This is a genomic window from Actinacidiphila oryziradicis (assembly GCF_005047355.1).
GTDB lineage: Bacteria > Actinomycetota > Actinomycetes > Streptomycetales > Streptomycetaceae > Actinacidiphila > Actinacidiphila oryziradicis.
Window position 1 is genome coordinate 30,257 of sequence record NZ_SUMC01000063.1, and the last position, 17,503, is coordinate 47,759.

At 67.9% G+C, this 17,503-nt stretch carries 16 protein-coding genes; 9 read left to right on the forward strand and 7 right to left on the reverse strand.

Features of this window, described 5'->3' with window-relative positions; translation table 11 throughout:
• Positions 1–10: 10 nt before the first annotated feature.
• Together FCI23_RS38775 and FCI23_RS38780 are read right to left on the reverse strand one after the other, a co-directional pair.
• The gene (locus FCI23_RS38775) at positions 11–2,377 is read right to left on the reverse strand and encodes an ATP-binding protein (RefSeq protein WP_136728855.1); all 2,367 of its coding nucleotides are present in this window, start codon (positions 2,375–2,377) and stop codon (positions 11–13) included.
• An 81-nt stretch (positions 2,378–2,458) separates the two neighbouring features.
• A complete protein-coding gene (locus FCI23_RS38780) occupies positions 2,459–3,193 on the reverse strand; it encodes a Crp/Fnr family transcriptional regulator (protein ID WP_246144494.1) in 735 nt (244 codons plus the stop codon).
• Between the two features lie 174 nt (positions 3,194–3,367).
• On the opposite strand from FCI23_RS38780, the gene FCI23_RS38785 reads away from it, so the two are divergent.
• The 8 genes from FCI23_RS38785 to FCI23_RS38820 all read left to right on the forward strand — a co-directional run bounded on the left by FCI23_RS38785 (position 3,368) and on the right by FCI23_RS38820 (position 9,851).
• The gene (locus FCI23_RS38785; protein ID WP_136728857.1) at positions 3,368–4,120 is read left to right on the forward strand and encodes a hypothetical protein; all 753 of its coding nucleotides are present in this window, start codon (positions 3,368–3,370) and stop codon (positions 4,118–4,120) included.
• On the forward strand, positions 4,120–4,536 hold the full coding sequence (locus FCI23_RS38790; protein ID WP_136728858.1) for a hypothetical protein: 417 nt from the start codon (positions 4,120–4,122) through the stop codon (positions 4,534–4,536). Before FCI23_RS38785 ends, FCI23_RS38790 begins: the two co-directional genes overlap by 1 nt.
• Positions 4,533–5,735: a protein phosphatase 2C domain-containing protein gene (locus tag FCI23_RS38795; RefSeq protein ID WP_136728859.1), complete on the forward strand. Its 1,203-nt coding sequence runs from the start codon at positions 4,533–4,535 to the stop codon at positions 5,733–5,735. Before FCI23_RS38790 ends, FCI23_RS38795 begins: the two co-directional genes overlap by 4 nt.
• Entirely contained in the window at positions 5,732–6,874 is a 1,143-nt protein-coding gene (locus FCI23_RS38800) for a hypothetical protein (protein WP_136728860.1), read from the forward strand. Before FCI23_RS38795 ends, FCI23_RS38800 begins: the two co-directional genes overlap by 4 nt.
• 14 nt (positions 6,875–6,888) lie before the next feature.
• Positions 6,889–7,539, forward strand: a complete 651-nt coding sequence (locus FCI23_RS38805; protein ID WP_136728861.1) for a vWA domain-containing protein — start codon at positions 6,889–6,891, stop codon at positions 7,537–7,539.
• Positions 7,539–7,850 carry a hypothetical protein gene (locus FCI23_RS38810; protein ID WP_136728862.1) on the forward strand — a complete coding sequence of 104 codons (312 nt, stop codon included), beginning with the start codon at positions 7,539–7,541 and terminating at the stop codon, positions 7,848–7,850. The genes FCI23_RS38805 and FCI23_RS38810 overlap by 1 nt, the downstream gene beginning before the upstream one ends.
• A gap of 181 nt (positions 7,851–8,031) precedes the next feature.
• Positions 8,032–9,213, forward strand: a complete 1,182-nt coding sequence (locus tag FCI23_RS38815) for a DUF4185 domain-containing protein (RefSeq protein WP_136728863.1) — start codon at positions 8,032–8,034, stop codon at positions 9,211–9,213.
• Between the two features lie 383 nt (positions 9,214–9,596).
• Positions 9,597–9,851 carry a hypothetical protein gene (locus tag FCI23_RS38820; protein WP_136728864.1) on the forward strand — a complete coding sequence of 85 codons (255 nt, stop codon included), beginning with the start codon at positions 9,597–9,599 and terminating at the stop codon, positions 9,849–9,851.
• Positions 9,852–10,010: 159 nt separating this feature from the next.
• Here FCI23_RS38820 and FCI23_RS38825 read toward each other — a convergent pair whose 3' ends face one another.
• From FCI23_RS38825 to FCI23_RS38850, 5 genes are all read right to left on the reverse strand, one after another.
• The gene (locus tag FCI23_RS38825) at positions 10,011–11,120 is read right to left on the reverse strand and encodes a glycosyltransferase family 4 protein (RefSeq protein WP_136728865.1); all 1,110 of its coding nucleotides are present in this window, start codon (positions 11,118–11,120) and stop codon (positions 10,011–10,013) included.
• 56 nt (positions 11,121–11,176) lie between these two features.
• Positions 11,177–12,088, reverse strand: a complete 912-nt coding sequence (gene galU, locus FCI23_RS38830) for a UTP--glucose-1-phosphate uridylyltransferase GalU (protein ID WP_136728866.1) — start codon at positions 12,086–12,088, stop codon at positions 11,177–11,179.
• A gap of 52 nt (positions 12,089–12,140) precedes the next feature.
• Positions 12,141–14,210, reverse strand: coding sequence for an amylo-alpha-1,6-glucosidase (locus tag FCI23_RS38835; protein WP_211265651.1), 2,070 nt, complete (start codon positions 14,208–14,210; stop codon positions 12,141–12,143).
• Positions 14,211–14,720: 510 nt separating this feature from the next.
• Positions 14,721–15,578, reverse strand: a complete 858-nt coding sequence (locus FCI23_RS38840) for an aminoglycoside phosphotransferase family protein (RefSeq protein WP_169317129.1) — start codon at positions 15,576–15,578, stop codon at positions 14,721–14,723.
• 753 nt (positions 15,579–16,331) lie between these two features.
• Positions 16,332–17,072: a class I SAM-dependent DNA methyltransferase gene (locus FCI23_RS38850; protein WP_136728869.1), complete on the reverse strand. Its 741-nt coding sequence runs from the start codon at positions 17,070–17,072 to the stop codon at positions 16,332–16,334.
• A gap of 110 nt (positions 17,073–17,182) precedes the next feature.
• Between FCI23_RS38850 and FCI23_RS62615 the strand changes: the two genes are divergently transcribed.
• Complete coding sequence (locus FCI23_RS62615) at positions 17,183–17,305, forward strand: hypothetical protein (protein WP_265737801.1); 123 nt, start codon at positions 17,183–17,185, stop codon at positions 17,303–17,305.
• Positions 17,306–17,503: the final 198 nt, after the last annotated feature.

A 17,503-nucleotide genomic window follows, 5' to 3' on the forward strand; every position in this document is an offset into this window, starting at 1 on the left:
GAGAGGAAGGTCACTCGCCGCAATCGGTCTGCAGGCTGTCTGACGCCGAGTTCATCGCCAGGGCCTGACTCGACGGGTCGACCTCGGAATTTTTCGGATCGTTCTCGTACGACTGATACAGGCTCTCGAGCTGCTGAGTGGCAGTCAGCATGTCGTCGAGGTCTGATGTCACGGAGCTGTCGTGGGCTTGCGAGATGGCCCCCTGCAACGTGGACTCGACGGAATTCAGGTCGCTGATGACGGTGCCGACCTCGGAGAGCAACGTGCTGTCGTCGGGAGCGGTGGACGTGTCGCCCGAGTTGTAGGAGGCCATGGCGCTGTTGTACGAGTCGACCGCATCGGACGCGATGGCGGCATCGGTGCTGAACCGCTGGATCTCTGACGTCAGGTCGGGGATCACGGTCGCGCACACGGGATCGACGGTGGCCGAGGTGTTGTCGATCGGGCTCGGCGTGCTGACGGGGCTGGCCGCGAGGGCTGGAGACGGGTTCGGCTGATCGTTCGCGTAGACCATGGCACCCACGCCCAGTACGGCCGCGAAGCCGATCGTGCAGGCAAGGGCGAGTGCCGAAATTCCGACCTTGGCACTCGCCGCACCGGCGGCGGTCGTGTGGCCTGCGCTCGTCGCAGGCGTGGTGGTGCTCACGGCGTGCGTCGAGTGGGCAACGGAAGGGTGCGCCGCCGAGAGGTCGATCCGCTGGGGTATCGGTGCGGCTGAGTGTGCGCTGGTCACGTGGGCGGCGACGTGCGGCTGTGCGGAGGGATGGGACAGGTCGACCACCGGCCTCGCCACGTGGACGGGCAAGGTTGTGTGCGCGGGAGCCGAAGTGGCGGACGTGGCGGCGGTCGGGTGTGTGAAGGCCTGCGTGTGGACCGCGCCGTGCGTCGGGGTAAACGGGTGGACCGGCGATGTGCTGGTCGACGCCGCGTTGGCGACCTGGTGGGCCGCCGAATGCGCGTGCAGGGCGGTGAGTTCCCGCCACAGCACCTCCGCCTCGAGCACGAGGGCCGTCGTCTGCGCGACCCGCCCAATCGCCTTCCGGCGGGTGCGAGCCTCGCGCAGGAAGAACCCCTCACCCTCCTTGTCCCCCGCGCTCTTCGCCGCTGCCCAACCGACACCGAGCAGGCTGCCCCACGCGTCGAACTGCCGGGACAGCGCCAGCTTCGGCGAGGCGGCACGGGCCAACGCCGCGCCGAGCTGCGCCTGTCCGCTCTGCTCCGCTCGCAGCACCGCGACATCCAGGGCCTGGAAGTGCGCCGCGACGTCGTCCGGAGTGGTGTCCCTCGCCTCGACCCACGCGGTGAGCGCCCGGCAGAGCCGATCGGCGGGAAACTCCGTCTTCCGAATGTTCAGCACGCACTCGGCGACATCCGGCGGACAGCTGTAGCCGGTCTCCGAGGCGAGCAGCAGGCCGTGTCGCACCAGACCCTCGGCGAGCGCGTCGGTGTCCGGCCGCCCGAGCAGATCATTGAGATGCCGGGGGACCAACTCGGCGCCGGACAGCGAACCGAGCAGGTACAGCAGGTCGCGCTCCTGCGGCCGGAGCTTGTTCAGCAGCGCGGGAAGCAGTTCGGGAAGATCGGCGATGCCCGGCAGGCCCTTGCCGGTCGCGGCCGACAAGGCGATGCGCCGCAGCCGGAGCGGGTTGCCGTCCACCGCGTCGCACAGCGCGTCCACGATCGGCGCCTCGTCGGGCCGCAGCTCGCGGGACAGCAGCGCCGCCACCAGTTCCGCCGCCGCCGAGGCCGACAGCCCTTCGAGTTGGATCGCGCGCACACCGTCGACCGCGGACCGCTGCTGCGAGGTGAAGACGAACGTGGACTGCTCGGCCATGTCGACGAGTCGGCGCAGGTCCTTCTCGTCGAGCCCCGCGTCGTCCAGGTAGATCCGCAGCCGCAGGGTCTTCAGATGCTCCTTCAGCACCTCCAGCGACGGCTTGTAGTTCGGCGCGTCGAAACTGATGTCGAATATCGCTTGCGCGATGTCATCAGCCGTACGTCCGCCGGCTTCGATATAGGCCGCGCCTTCGGGCCCGCGCGCCATCGTGCAAGCGAGGTGGCGCAGCAACGCACTCTTGCCGACCCCGGACTCGCCCCAGACCTGCACCAACTGACGTGTCTCGATCGCCTCTTGCAGTACGTGCACGTCCCGCGCTCGTCCGATCAGCGGCTCGGCGGCGGACCGCGGCAGCTGGGAGATCGACGGGCGCTTGACCGGATCCGGCAGCGGTCCCCCGTGCACGGTGACGGTCGAACCGGACTCGGCGGTGATCTTCAGGTTGCTCACGGTGTTGTGGCTGCCTATGACCATCGTTCCGGACACGTCGCCGGCCCGGATCCGCCCGGAATCGTCCGGAGCACCATTGTTCTCTGACATCTGCTTCCTTCGTCCTCTCCAACGCCCGGGTCCCGGCACTCGGTCAGGCTGGCGCCGACCCATCGTGCGAACCCGGCGTTATTACGTGTTCGGCGAGATCGCCGGCAATCCGGCGGGCCCGGCCGCGACGGCGATCCGCGCGAGGTGATCCAGGTCGAGGATCGTGATCCTGCGGTAGCCGGTCACGACCGCGCCCGACTCCCGCAGCGCCCGCAGGGCCTTGTGGATCGACGACTCCGCCGCGCCGACCAGGGTGGCCATCTCCGGCTGCGACAGCGGGAGTTGGGCTTCGTTTCGGCCGGGACGCCCGTAGGTGACGGCCAGGTGGTGCAGGATCCTGGCCAGCCGCCCGAGCACGTCGCAACCGGTGAAGTCGACGATCCGGCCGGTCGCCGTACGCAGCTTCGCCACCACGCTCGCGCTGAGCGCAAGTCCTATGGCGGGGTGCTGTTTCGTACACTCCAGCAGTTCGGAACGCAGTATGTAGCGGGCCAGCACCCTGCCACAGGCGGTCACGGTGCCGACGCGCGGCTGACCGTCGATCCCGGCGAACTCCCCGACCAGGTCCCCGGCCATCCGCACGGCCAGCAGCGCCTCGCGGCCGTCCTGCGCGTGCGCGGTCACCTTCACCATGCCGCCGAGCAGGAGCAGCGTGAAGTCCGAGGTGTCGGCCTCGCGGATGGTGATCTGACCAGCCGGGTAGGCCACGCCGTGGCCGAGTCCCATGAGGATTCCGCGGTTGGCCTCGTCGACCCGGCCGAGCAGCCCGGCCGGAGGCCAGTAGGCCGCGGCCCCGCGAACCCGTGTGTTGCTCATCGGCCACACCTTTCTTCCTCGTGCAGTCGAAGCCGCACAAGCCGTATTAGTAGCCGTTCTACCCGAGGACCCCTCCTCTACGATCTCGTCAATCATCTTGTCGACACCGGATAACCCGGACGACAGCAAATCGATCTTCGAATTGCCTACGCCTGTCGTGATCGCGGAGGAATTGTGAATCCAAGGTACGAATACCGAGCCCTGCTGGCGTGCGACATCGCGGGCTCCGCGGGCCGCGGCGAGCAGCGGCTGCAGGAGATCCGCAGAGTTCTGCGTTCCGCGCTGTCGGGCGCCCTCGACATCGCGGATCTGGACGCGCGGGACTTCGCGTACGTCGACACCGGCGACGGCTGCCAGCTCGTCGCCCCGGCCGCACTGCCCAAGGCCAGACTACTGTTCCCGCTGCTCCCGGAGCTGGGCTCACGGATCCGTGAGCACAACCGGCACGCCGGCGCGGACATCCGGCTGCGGGTGCGGGCCGCGGTGCACGCGGGGGAGATCCGACTCGATCCGGACGGCACCGTCTCCGGCGCCCCCTTCGAGGCGCTGGCCCGGCTGCTCGACTCGGCCCCGCTGCGGCACGCGACCCTGGCCGGTACCGGCGGCACCCCGATGGCCGCGATCCTTTCGCACCACTTCTACGAGGAAACAGTCGGGCACGGCTACGAGGGGCTCGAAGCCGACGCCTTCACCGCGGCCGACGTCCAGGTCAAGGGGTACGCCGCGCGGGCCTGGCTCTGGTACCCCGGCAGCCCCGTCGGGCCGCGCGTCGGTTCCGGCCGGGATTCCGGCTCCGGCGAGCAGCCTGCGGAACCCGAGCTGCGGACCGTGGAGCAGATGGTCCAGGCCACAGGAAACGGCACGGTCTTCGCCGTGCACCGGGGCGACCAGTACATCCGCCACAACGACCGGGTTGATACGCGCTGATGAACGAGGAACTCGCCGAGCTGGCCGCGAGCGGCGCTACCGCTCTGGTCTCCGCGATGGGCACCGATCTCTGGCAGGAGGCGAAGAGGCTGATGAGCGGCGTCCTCGCACAGGCTCGCGGCAGCCGCCGCAACGAGTTGTCCGTCGCGCTGAACCGGCAGTCGACCGCCACGAGGGGAGCGGTCGACGCCGGGGCCGTGGACTACTGGACCGAGGCCCTGTCTCAGCTGCTCGACCGGAACCCGGATCTCGCCCAGGACGTCATGGCCCTGGCTTCGCTGCGAACCCAAGAAAGGCCGGACATCGTGATCCAGGTCAATTCCGCCACCAATTCAGGTGAGGTATTCGCGGTGCAGCACGGCACTCAGCACTTTGCCTCCGGGCCGAAATCCCGCGATTCCGGGGAACGGCCGTGAGCCGGGACGACAGCCGGCGAGACGGCCTCATGGACGGACGGTTGCGGGCGGTGCTGTTCGTGGCCGTCGTCATCGGGGCCTTCATCGAGGTCAGCACGCCGCATCGGCGGTATGGCCCGCTGGTGGACGTGTTCGCCCTCGCGGCAGTGGGTGTCGTCGGCGCGGCGGCCGTGCTGGGGTCCGAGTCCGCCGCGACGCTAGCCCGGCAGCGGGATCGGCTCGCACAGGAACCCCAGCCCAGCACAACGGTTCCGATCTGCCGCTACGTCACCGGACCGGCGGCGCCGCAGTCCCAGCCCCCGAGGCCCCGGCCGTTCCTGCGCGAGCGGCCGACCGACCTGAGCGTCCCCCGCTTCGGCGACGGCGCCCGTGCCCAGGGCTACCCCTGGCTGCTGCCAGAGCGCACGGTACAGAACGGGATCGCTGCCGACGAGGCCACGGTCGGTGCCTTCACCATCCGCGCGGCCTCCGTCATCGGGCCCGGCCACCGCTGCGGCCAGCCCGCCGAGCCGCGGCAGGACTCCTACCGGATCGGGCGAAGCCGGGACAGCCGCTACGCGATCGTGGCCGTGGCCGACGGCCTGTCCAGCGCGGCTTGGTCCGACGCCGGGGCCACCACGGCCTCCAGCCAGGCCGTCACCCTGCTGCGCGAGCAGATCGAGGCAGTGGGCTTCGGCGGGCTCGATGTCAAGGAGCTGTATGGGCGGATCGCGGAATCGATCGCCGCGCACGCGGCCGGCCGCGGCGTCGGCACCTCGCACGTGGCCACGGTGCTGATCACCGCGGTGCTCGCCGAGCCGGACATCAACGGCGTCGCGGAGGCCTGGGTCGCGTGGCTCGGCGACAGTTCGGCCTGGACGCTCGACCTGCGCGGCCCGCTGTGGCGGTTCTGCGCCGGCGAGGCCAAGGACCGCGCGGCCGCGGTGGTCTCGAACGAGGTCGCCGGGCGACTGCCGGACACGCCGCAACTGGCCAGGGGCCACTACGTCACGCTGGCTCCCGGCGCCGCCCTCGCCCTGGTCACGGACGGGATCGGCGACGCGTGGGCGGAACCGGCGGGCAACGTCAACGAGTACTTCGCGAACGCCTGGCGCTCGCCGGTCCCGGCCACGCGGTTCACCGCCGACGTCGGCTTCGACGCACCGCAGTGCCTTGACGACCGCACCGCTGTCGTGGTGTGGAACGGTGGCCGGGCATGACAGAACCCAATCTCATCGACGGCGCGGATGACAGTGTCGGCGACGGCGACGGCCCGGCGGCCGATCCGCGGGGCTGGGTGTTGCCGCGGACCGTGAGCGTCAGCGATCTCGGACCATTCGCCGAGCCGATCTCCGAACACAACGGCCAGGCCATCGCCGTGAAGCCACTCACGAACCATCCGGGCTGGCTGGCCAAGCTCTACCGGCCGGACCAGCACCCGGAGGACGCCCATCGGCTCGACCTGCTGATCTCGGCTCCGGGCACGCTGCCGGAGGCGGATCGTGCGGCCCTGTACGCCGGGACGTGCTGGCCCGCGGCCCGGATCCACGAGCCCGGCAACCCGGCCGTCGGCTGCGTGATCCCGATGGCGCCCGAGCAGTACCGTTCCGAGCTGCGGCGCGGCGAGTTCAGCGAGCGCCGCTTCGTGGAGATCGACTGGCTGGCGAAGTCCGACGAGTCGATCCGGGGCGTCGGACTGCCGCCCCCCGGCTTCGCGGGCAGGCTGGCCGCCTGTCGCCAACTGACGGAGCTCGCCGCGATCTTGGAGAGCCTGGGCCTGGTCTACTCGGACTGGTCGTTCTCCAACGCCTTCTGGAGCCCGGATCAGCGCTCTGTCTACCTCATCGACGTCGACGGCTGTCAGCCGAAGAAGATGCCTGACATCCACCAGCCGAACTGGGCCGACCCGCTCACGCCGCCGGGCACCGACGCGGACGAGTACACCGACCGCTACCGGCTCGGACTGCTCGTCGCCAAATGCATGACGGGCCGGCGTGACGCGCGCGCCTTCCACACCGTCGCCGCGTCCCCCTGGCAGAACCAGCCCGCCGTCTCCGAAGTACTGCTCGACATGCTGCTCGCGACCGACCGCGAGCGACGGCCCTCGGCCGCTCAGCTGAATCAGGCGCTGAACAGCGGGCCCTATCTCAGGACCGCGCCACGTCCGACGCGCACCGCGCTGCCCCCGCTGCCGGCCATGATCCCGCAGTCCCCCGCCGGCACCGATACGGCCGTGAAGAAACGCGAGTCGGCGCCCACCGTGGAGATCCAGAAGCCTCCGACCACCCCGCACGGCGGGTGGATTCTCGTGCTCGTCATAGCCGTGATCCTGCTCTTCGTCATCGCCTCCAACCACTAGCTCAGAGGTGCACCATGTCACTCTGCCTACCCACCTATGTGGTGATCGACGCGTCCTCGTCGATGAAGCCGCACGAGGCAGTACTCAACGCGACCCTCTCCCGTCTGCACTACAACCTGGCGACAAATCCCCGCGTCTCGGAGTTCGCCCGGGTCTGCGTGGTCGCCTTCTCCACCGATGTGCACGTGGTGATCCCGATGTCGGACATGGAGCAGGTGCCGGCCATGCCCGAGGTGATCTGCGGCGGGCGCACGGAATACGGGAAGACCTTCGACCGGGTGCGGGAGTGCATCGAACAGGATGTCAGCAATCTGAGGATGCAGAACTTCAGCGTGCTGCGGCCAACGATTTTCTTCCTGACCGATGGCGGTCCGACCGACGGGCACTGGCAGAACTCCTTCCGCACGCTGGTGGACAGGGACTGGCCGCGCCACCCGCACGTGATCGCCTATGGCTTCGGCGGCGCGAAGCGCGACGTGCTGGAACAGGTGGCGACCAAGGCGCTGTTCATCGCCGACGGTTCGGACACCGAGTCGGCGCTGAGCGCAGCGATCACTGGTCTACTCAACACCCTGATCGCCTCGTCGAAGACCGGTCAGATGCAGATCGCCACCGACGTCAAGGGCTTCGAGTACGTCCAGGTCGCCCAGGAATACGTGGACTGATGATGGACGTCGACCCGCGTTCCACGGCGTCCCGGGCACTGCGCGCCTCCGTCGGACTGACCGCGCTGGCCGCAGCGCTGCTCACCTGCGGCGCCGCGGTCGAGGTGACGGGCAATCTCCTCGGCTCCTCGGCGAATGGGAGCAGTGGCAGCTCTCACCCGGCGACAACTGTGCAGCCGACCCACGCCCGCTCCCGCGTCTCCGAGGCGCCGTCGCCAAACCGCCGCCCGCCCCCGACCTCACCCGCCACCTATCTGCCCAGGCCCACCACCACGGCCACCGCTACCTGTAGTTCGTTGAACGGGCAGTAGAGGTCAGGGCCGCGTCCATTGGTTACCGCGTCGAGCAGGGCTTGGAGCTCGGAGGTCGGGTCCTTCAACTTGAGCACATCGAATCCTTATGTCATCGCGATGTCATCGGTCGCTCGTAACGTCGGGCATCAGAACGTCGAACACATCCGGAAACACCGTCTATATCCAGAGGACTGATCACATGTCCGATCTCTCTCGTTCCTCTCGCCCGAGTCGGCGCTCCGTGCTCAAGACGGGCATGGGCCTGGGCGCCACCCTCGCAGGAGCCGGCCTGCTGGGCGCCGCGCCCGCAGAGGCCGCCGGGCAGAACGGCACCCCGCTGTGCGACCAGCCCGGTGACTCGGCGAGCGCACAGGGACTGGGCTCCGGCGACCTCGGCATCCCGTACCACCGGGAACACGACAACACCTGGGGCTACGTCTTCGGCGACTCGTGGACCCACATCCAGCAGGGGGACCCCTACATCGGCTCCCCGGCGATGCTGGCTCAGGACTCCTTCGACGCGTCCGGTTCCTCCCCGATCTCCTTCACCTGGGCGATGCCGACCGGCGGTGAGGCGGGCCAGTTGTTCAACTACACACACCGGGCAGACAACGGGTACGGCTTCGAGATCAGCCGGATCCCCAACGACTGCATCGAATTCGGCGGACGCACCTACATCCAGTACACCTCGGTGTACACATGGGGAGGGAAGGACGACCCGCCGTGGGAAGACGGCCACGACGGCTCACTGCTGTCGGGGGTCGCCTACTCCGACGACTACGGCGTGACCTGGACCGACTACGACTACCATTGGGACGGCGACCACCGGGGCATCAACCAGTCCATGTACGGCATGTGGTCGTTCGCGGGCATCGACCCCGACGGCTGGCTGTACATCTTCTCCAAACGCTGGAACGGCACGCACAAGAACTCGGCCGACGGCGGAGCGATCCAGTTGTTCCGGATCCAGCCCGACGACTTCCGTGCCGGCCGTTTCGGAGCGCAGCAGAACTGGGCCTATGTGAACGGCTCCTGGCAGTGGACCGACTCTTCGACACCGCCGTCAGTGATCCTCTCCGGCAACAACACCGGCGAGTTCTCGGTCAAGCGGATCGGCGACACATACTGCATGAGCTACTTCGACGTGGTCCTGGGCACGATCTTGACACGTACGGCACCCCGCCCGGATGCGGCCTGGAGCACACCCATCCCAAAGATCACGAGCTTGCAGGTGCCGAACCTCTACGGCGGCTACATCCACCCCGGCAGCGCGAGCGCGACATCGCTGACGCTGATCGTTTCGCAGTGGAACGGCACGCAGGGGGCACCTCCTTATTGGGTACGGCAGTTCGACGGCATCAACCCGATGTCAATCCTGTGACGGTCGGCCCGGCGCCTCCTGGAGCTGACCGTCACTGATCACGAATCCACCTGTGAACTGATCATTTCCGGCCTGTCGGCCGGAGCCGTAGCGCGCGGGACCCTCCTGATTGAGCTACTGCTCATTCGGGGAGAACCGCCGACGAGTTCGAGCCCCTGGGCAGGATATCGCCGGTCCGGCGGCTGCACCGAACCCGACCCGCGCCCTGCATGCCGCAGCATCGAGCGCGCGGCACGAGCAGCTGACGTTTGCGGAGCATGCACACTGCTCGGCGTTTCTGTCATGGAACCATCCAAATAGGGAATGCCGCTATCAATCACACGGGCTCGTACGGCAGTTGGGAAGGCGAACGGGCCCACGGCAGCCCAGAACGGGAGGGGCACGTGGGAATACTGCACGCGATCCGGATGCAGAAGCTCGTCGCGGATGCCAGGCGCGCACACGCGCAAGGGGACGACACCTTCGAAGCGTCCATCGACATCGACCCCCGGGGCATGGCCCGGGTCAGGAACCCCATGAAGAAGATCCGCAAGGAGATCGACCTGGTCGTTCGATCCGTCGAAGCCGTCGGCTGGGATTGCGTGGGCGTCGGCCAGTTCATGTACTCGATCAATATGGAGTTTTCGCCAGGTGAGTGATGCGGACGGGGCGGGCGCTGCGACGGATCGGTGTGGGCGGCGACCGCACCACCGCAGCCGACCTGACCAAGCCCTACTTGTGCGGTGACCGCATCGACCTCCATCGCCGGACGGGCTCATTATTTGAGCCGTCCGGCGATGGAGGACATCAGCGCTCTGTCACCGTTGTCCGGCGGTTTCACGGTGGAGCTCACGGGCCTCGATCAGCGTCGTGTAGACGCGCTCGTAGCCGGCGGCCAGGGCCGGCAAGTCGAAGTTGGCCAGTACGTGCGCCCGGCATGCCGCTGGTGAGAGCTGCTCGGCGGCGACGATCGCGGCTGGCAACTCCTCAGGAGTGTCGACGATGATGCCGCTGACTCCGTCGGCCACCACCTCGGGAACGCTGCCTCGGCGCAATGCCACAACGGGGGTGCCGCAGGCCATCGCCTCGATCATCACGATGCCGAACGGTTCCTCCCACTGGATCGGAAACAGCAGGGAGCGCGCTCCGGCGAACAGCTCCCGCTTGAACGCCGCGTCCGCCTGGCCGACGTATGTCACGTCCCGGTCCAGCCGCGGTGCGATCTCTCTGTCGAAGAAGGCCTTCTCCGCCGGTTCGCTGCTCTTGCCGGCGAGGACGATGCGTCGGCCGGCTGCCTTGGCGGCGTCGATCGCCAGGTGCGGGCCCTTGTCCGGGCTGAACCGGCCGAGGAACAGCACGTAGTCGCCCTTGACCTCCCGGAACGGGTAGCTCCTGACGTCGATCGCATTGTGTACCCGTCCTACCCAGTTCAGCTCGGGATTGAGGCGTCGCTGTGCATCGGAGATCGCCACCAGCTCGATGGTCTTCCCGAGCCGACGCAGGTACTCGCCGGGCTCACCGGTCACCGGGCCGTGCGCGGTGACCACCGTGTAGGTAGGACGGCAACGGGCCAACAGCGGCCCGGCCAGGGTGTGGTCGTGCACGATGTCGTAGTCCAGGTCCTCGAGGATTTCGGCTGTCGCGGCAGCGTGCAGCACCTCGGGCATCGGTTCACCGAGGCGCAGTGAGGGCGGTTCCTCGAATACCGCTACGAATCGGGAGGCGCGGGTCCGGTTCCGTCCCGCGCCGATGAGTGTCACCTCGTGCCCGCGAGCGGAGAGCGTGTCGACGAGGTCGGCGACGACCGCCTCGATGCCACCGTAAGCGGTCGGCGGAAGTTCGAACCACGGTGGCGCGATCATGGCGATGCGCAGTGGCCGTGAGGCGGTCCCGAAGCGGGTCGGGGCGTCAGGCAGCTTCAGAGTCATGGTGTCTCCTGCCCGGAAGAGTGTGAACGTCGTTCACGACGGGCTTCGTGAGCGCGTCACGGGGCGAGTTCGTTGGCGACAAAGGAGCGCAGCCAGCCGCGGAGGTCGGGGCCGATGTCCTCGCGCTCGCTGGCGAGCCTGATACTCGCCTTCAGGTAGTCGCTGCGATCCCCGGTGTCGTAGCGGCGGCCGCTGAACAGCACGCCGTGCACTGGTCCGCCGACGCTCTCGTGGGTGGCCATCTCACGGATGGCATCGGTGAGTTGGATTTCGCCGCCACGGCCGGGGGGAGTGTGGTGCAGGATCTCAAAAACCGCTGGATCGAGCACATATCGTCCGATGATGGCGAGGTTGCTGGGCGCGTTCTGCGGGGCGGGTTTCTCCACCAGGTCCACCACGGCCACGACACCGTCCTGACCGGTGGGCTTGACAGCCGCGCAGCCGTACAGGCTGACCTGCGACGGGTCCACTTCCATGAGCGCGACAACGCTTCCGCCGAGTTGCTGCTGTGCCTCGATCATGGGGACCAGCAGGGGGTCCCGTGGGTCTATGAGATCGTCGCCGAGGAGCACGGCGAACCGCTGGCCACCGACGTGCTCCTCGGCGCACAGCACGGCATGGCCGAGCCCGCGTGGTTCGCCCTGGCGTACGTAGTGCACGCGGGCAAGTCCGGCGATCGAGCGGACGGCCTCCAGCCGCTCCATGTCCCCCTTGGTGCGCAGCGCCTCTTCCAGCTCGTAGTTGCGGTCGAAATGGTCCTCCACGGGGCGCTTGTTGCGCCCCGTGATCATGAGCACGTCGCGCAGCCCGGCTGCCACCACTTCCTCGACGACGTACTGGATGGCCGGCTTGTCGACAATCGGCAGCATCTCTTTCGGAGTAGCCTTGGTGACGGGCAGGAAGCGCGTGCCGAGGCCGGCCGCAGGTATCACAGCCTTGCTTATCGAGGTATGCGAAGACTTATCCATAGTCCGCTCCAATCAGCGGGTGAGTTGTGTGCGCCGCCGCGTCACCAGCCTCCTAGGCATGGCAGGGACACCGCTCGGACGTCAGCTGGATTCCCGCCGGCAGTCCTTCCACGCTCGCCTTTCCGTCCTGCACCGTAATGCGAATGCGGGCATCCGCCAGTGGGATGTCCTCCAGGGTGACGTCGCCGAACCACGACGGCAGCGCCGGTGCCAGACGGAAGCACCCGTGCGGCACGCACGGTTCGGCGCCGAGCAGTTCCCGGAGCAGGTGCAACGGGGCCGCCGAGGCCCATGCCTGTGGTGAGCAGGACGTGGGATACGGCACCGGTTGTGAGTACTCGCTGCGGTCGAAGCCGCACATCAGCTCGGGGAGCCGGCCGCCGACAGACGCTGCCGCCTCCAGCACACCGGAGGCGACCCGCTGGGCATCCTCGACGAACCCGTACCGCCTCAGCCCGCCCGCGACGATGGCGCTGTCGTGCGGCCACACCGAGCCGTTGTGGTAACTCATCGGGTTGTACGCACCCATCGTGGCCGCCAGCGTGCGAATCCCCCAGCCGCTGAGCATCTCCGGCGAGCGCAGTAGCTCGGCGACCCGTGGCGCCTTGTCCGCGTCAACGGTCCCGGTCCACAGGCAGTGGCCCATGTTGGATGCGAGCGCGTCGATGGGCTGCTTGTCCCCGTCCAGTCCGAGCGCGTACCAGCCGCGCTCAGGCAGCCAGAAGCGGTCGTTGAACGCCTGTTTCGTCCGGGCTGCCTGGTCTTGCCAGTGACGAGCGCCCTCGGGGTCGTCCATGTCCTCGGCCAGCAGGGCGCGAGCGAGGTAGGCGCCGTGGACGTAGCCCTGCACCTCGGCGAGCGCGATCGGAGCCGTGGCGATCCGGCCGTCGGCGTACGAAACCCCGTCCCACGAGTCCTTCCACCCTTGATTCTCCAGCCCCCGGTCCGTCGTCCGCTGGTACTCGACGAACCCGTCGCCGTCCTTGTCGCCGTAGTGGGTGATCCATTCCAGGGCCCGGTCCGCATGAGGCAGCAGAGCGAGCACCTCCTCGCGATCCACACCCCAACGCCGCAGCTCGGCGAGCAGCATCACGAACAAGGGCGTGGCATCGGCTGTGCCGTAGTAGACGTTGCCGCCGATCGCGAGGGAGGAGTCCAGACCAAAGCGTAGTTCGTGTGGGATCCGGCCCGGCTCTTCCTCGGTGAGGGGGTCGACTTTGCGGCCCTGGTGGAGGGCGAGGGTCTGTGCCGTGCCCAGGGCGAGGGCGGGATCGGTGGAGAGGGACATCAGGGAGGTGATGATGGAGTCCCGGCCGAACAGGGCCATGAACCACGGCGTACCGGCGGCTACCACGGGGGTGTTCGGCAGCTCCGGGTCGGACATACGCAGGCTCCCCAGATCCCGGCGGCTGGTCCGCAACGTCGCGTTCAGCGCTTCATCACCGGTCACCAGCCGCGGCCCGGTCTCCAGCCACCGGGAGGTGCGGACGGCCGGGCCGGTGTGCTCCAGCGGTCGTTCCAGGGGGAAGGATGGTGGGATCTCGACCCCGTCCACCACGGGGCACAACAGCACCGATGTCCGCCACGTGTCACGCGCCGGGATGACCGCGTGGAAGGTGAGTTCCTTCGGGGTGCTGATCGCGCCTTCGGCGATCAGCCGTATACCGCGGCTCTGCTCACGCCAGTGCCGGGTCACCCGGATTTCGCCGTCCTTATGGTCGACGCTGTGCTCGCCGAGGTCGCGCACCCTGCCTTCCTTGACATCGAACAAGTCCGCAAAGTCGGCTTCGACGTGCACATTCAGGGTGTACTCAACCGTCTCGGAGCTGAGGTTGCGCAACGCGATGTCCTCGCGCATGCCGGCCCCGACGAACCGCTGGCGCTCCACCAGCAGGGTGCTCTCTCCGACCTGGCCGGGGGCCGGTAGCGCCCGCCCCACGAACGTCGCGCGGTACGGCTCCTCCGCGATGACGGTCAAGGACTCGACGCCCCTGTCATCGAGCCGCAGCTGCCAAGCGGACAGGATGCGGGTGTCCCGGAAGAACACCCCCTGCGGTGCGCCGGGAGTGATATCACCGGCGGGATCCGACAGGCAGAACGAGGTCCCTTCGACAAGCGTCACGGCCCCGCCGACCTGCACAGGCTGCCCGGAAAACGTCCATCCGCCCGCCATCAATCATCCCTCCAGCCACATAAGTGCGCTGCTCGGCAAAATGGCAAAAAAGGAATTTCTATCGACATTCAGGACATCCACGATACTGCTGTAAGGAGCTGCATGCTTCCGTGGCCGGTCCGCGCGTGCGCTCTTCATGATGTGGCATATGCGCCACGCCAGCACCCGACCATCATCTGCGACGAGCGGGGCGCAGCGGGGGGCTCGAGCGGTGGTGGGTGACATAGACACAGATTCGGCAGTCACTAGGTTCTGTCCGGCCCCGACCCACTCCACCTCGCCGAGGTCTTCGGGCTCCACGAGACCACCGCCATGCGCTATGCCGACTCCGCACGGGCACTCCTGGAGCAGGCTGCCGAGCAGTCCCAACCGTGAAACATGTTCGACCGGACCGCAGCATCACTTCCCGGATCCGTGCTCCGGACGGCGGTGCCCGCCGCACCCGGGCCGCTCGCGCCTTCACCCGGGCCCGGCCCGTCCGCAGCGGGCGAGGGCGGCCCGGACCAGGTTGAGCCCCTCCGCTCGCCAGTGGTCGCGGTCGGGCATCTGGTCGTTCCGTCGCCAGCGCCAGGCCGAGAACATCGCCCAGTCCACCGCGCGGCACCGGTGGATCAGGTCCTCCTCGGCCCCCGCGTAGTGCTCTGCGACCTCCTCGGGCGCATGGGCGAGGTCGAACTCGACCGGTCCGCGGCAGCATGTGACGAGGTCGATGAAGAGCGGCCCCCTCTTCGTGTTGAGGAGGTTGCCCTCGTGCGGCTCGCCGTGCAGCAGCTGGTCGCCGGCCTTGTCGGCGCTGATCTCGGCGCTCAGCTCGCCGAGCGTGTCGAGGAGGAGCTTCCGGTCGGCGTCGGCCAGCTCGGGCGACTGCTCCCGGTCGTTCACCTCTCTCAGCGCCACGGCGACCCGGTCGGTGAAGTGCGGAGGGTCCAGATCCCCGACTTGGCGCAGCGCGGCGTGGTACCGCTGAAGCGCGTCCGCGTAGTCGGCCGGCTCGATCTTCGATTCCAGCGGTTCGTAGTAGGTCCAGAGCGAGACGGCGAAGCCGTCGCGCACGTGGACCCGGGGCTCGACCCGAGGGTCGAGTTCGGCCACCGGAGCGTCGTCGACTTCGGCGAGACGGCGGGCGACCTCCACCTCGAACTCGGAACCGGCCAGGTCCCCGATGGGCGCGACCCGGGCAAGGGTCTCGGAAGGGACCAGGCGGAGTGCGACGCGGTCCGAGTTGTGGATGACGACCACATCGTCGACCTGGAGGCCCAACTCCGTAGCGGTGGCCCGCCCTGCCTCAATCGCGCGACGGAGCTCTGGTGGCTCCATACCGTCCTCCTCATGGTTGTGTACACACACGTCCGGGGACAGCGGTGCCGCCCCCCGATGTCCGCGAACTTCGTTCCGGCGCACGGACCCGGACCGGGCGACGGGTACCGCCGACCGGAATCCACACCAGCCGTGCCAAGAGCTCCGGACAGAACGGGCGCCCGGCTCGCGACGCCCGGTCCGGGTCCGTGGCTCACGAAGGCTTCCAGACTCATCAGCACTTCGGCCATCGCTTTCCTCTGGCCGAGCGGCTCGCAGCCTTCGACGACGAGTACGACACCCTGGAGTACGGCGACAGAACACCTGCCCAGGTCGACGCAGACGTCACATCCGAGGCCCACCGCCTGGCACACCGTCCTCGGGGTTCCTCTGAACTCACGGATACTCCAGCTTGAAGCACATCCCCCGACCTGCGGGTTCGCACTGAAACACCCTCAGTTTTGCTGAACTCACGGGGCTTTACGGCCTTGGGGATCAATCGAACCATGGTTGGCGGTGAGATTGATTGTCCCGTCTCATTGGATCTAGCTCTGAGGCATTGCGCTGACCAGGTGTGATGCGCTGTGTGGTGAGACGTGCCGAGTTCGGTGTCTCGGATTGTCGTGTCTGCCAGGCGCGAACGGAGAGCGGCGTCTCAGTTCATCGTGTCCGTGAGTCTGCGTTTCCAGTACTGACTGCCGGGGGGAGCCGTCGGCGTCGACGGCTCCCCCGTTGTTCTCAGCCCTGGACGCAAGAGCGCGCCCGATTGGCGGGTCAGTTGGCAGGTTTCTCCCAGATCGAGACATGTTGACGGCTCTCACTTGTGAAGGCTTCCCGCGTCCATCCGTCCCACCGCTCGCGCAGTCGCAGCCCGGCGAGCTGAGCCATCAGGTCAAGTTCCGCCGGCCACACATACCGGAAGGGAATTGATCTGTACTCGCCGCGGCCGTCGACGACCTCGATGTAGTTCGAACTCGTCGCCTGAGTGGCGACGTCGTAGATGTCGAAGGCCCATCGCGTCGGGCTCACGTGGTAGGGCACGACGTTCTGCCCGGCTGGGAGCCTTCGCAGTTCGGGGATCAGGACCTCGATGACGAAGCAGCCTCCGGGTTCGAGGTGAGCCGCCGCGGTGCGGAAACAGGCCACCTGCTCCGCCTGCGTCGTGAGATTCATGATCGTGTTGTAGAGCAGGTATGCGACGGAGAACGTTCCGTCCACCCGCGTCGTCGCGAAGTCACCGATCGTGACGCCGATCGCGTCGCCGCCCGGCTTGGCACGCAGCCGTGCAACCATCGCTTGCGACAAGTCGATGCCGTGGACCTGGACTCCGCGTTGTGCCAGTGGCAACGCGATGCGCCCCGTCCCAATGCCCAGCTCAAGGGCCCGGCCACCGTCGGTCAGGCCCGCCAGAAAGTCGACCGTCTGGTCGATGACGCCCGGCTCGAACATCTCCCCTGACGACTGGTCGTAGGCCGTCGCAACACGCTCGCCGAAGTAACCGTCTTGATCGTCCATCGCCAGACCGTACTGGGGGAGTCCGTCACAGCGCGCGTAAATTTCGGTGAGCGTGTGGCGTCGACAGTCACGAGTTCTATTCCGAGGCTCGTGGCGTGATGTAGCCATAGATGGTGGAACGCCCGATCTCCCGGCAGCTCCTGGCCGCCAAAGGCGTCACCGACGAACGCGTGATTGAGGTCATCCTGCACCTGACGGGCCGCCTTCCCGTGCTGGTCGACCCGAGCCGCTGACACCGCCGCCGCCGTGGACGCTGAGGATCACGCGGTCCTCAGGACTTCCCTTCGGGACCGCCCACAGCGCGGGCAGGCCGGCCTGTCCCGCTCGAAAATACGATTCGGGGCTGTGGCCTGGGCGTTTGCTGATCCTGGCGACGCGGCTTCGAGTGTTCTGGGACGATGTGCGGATGTCGCTGTCGGTCGTCGCTGCGC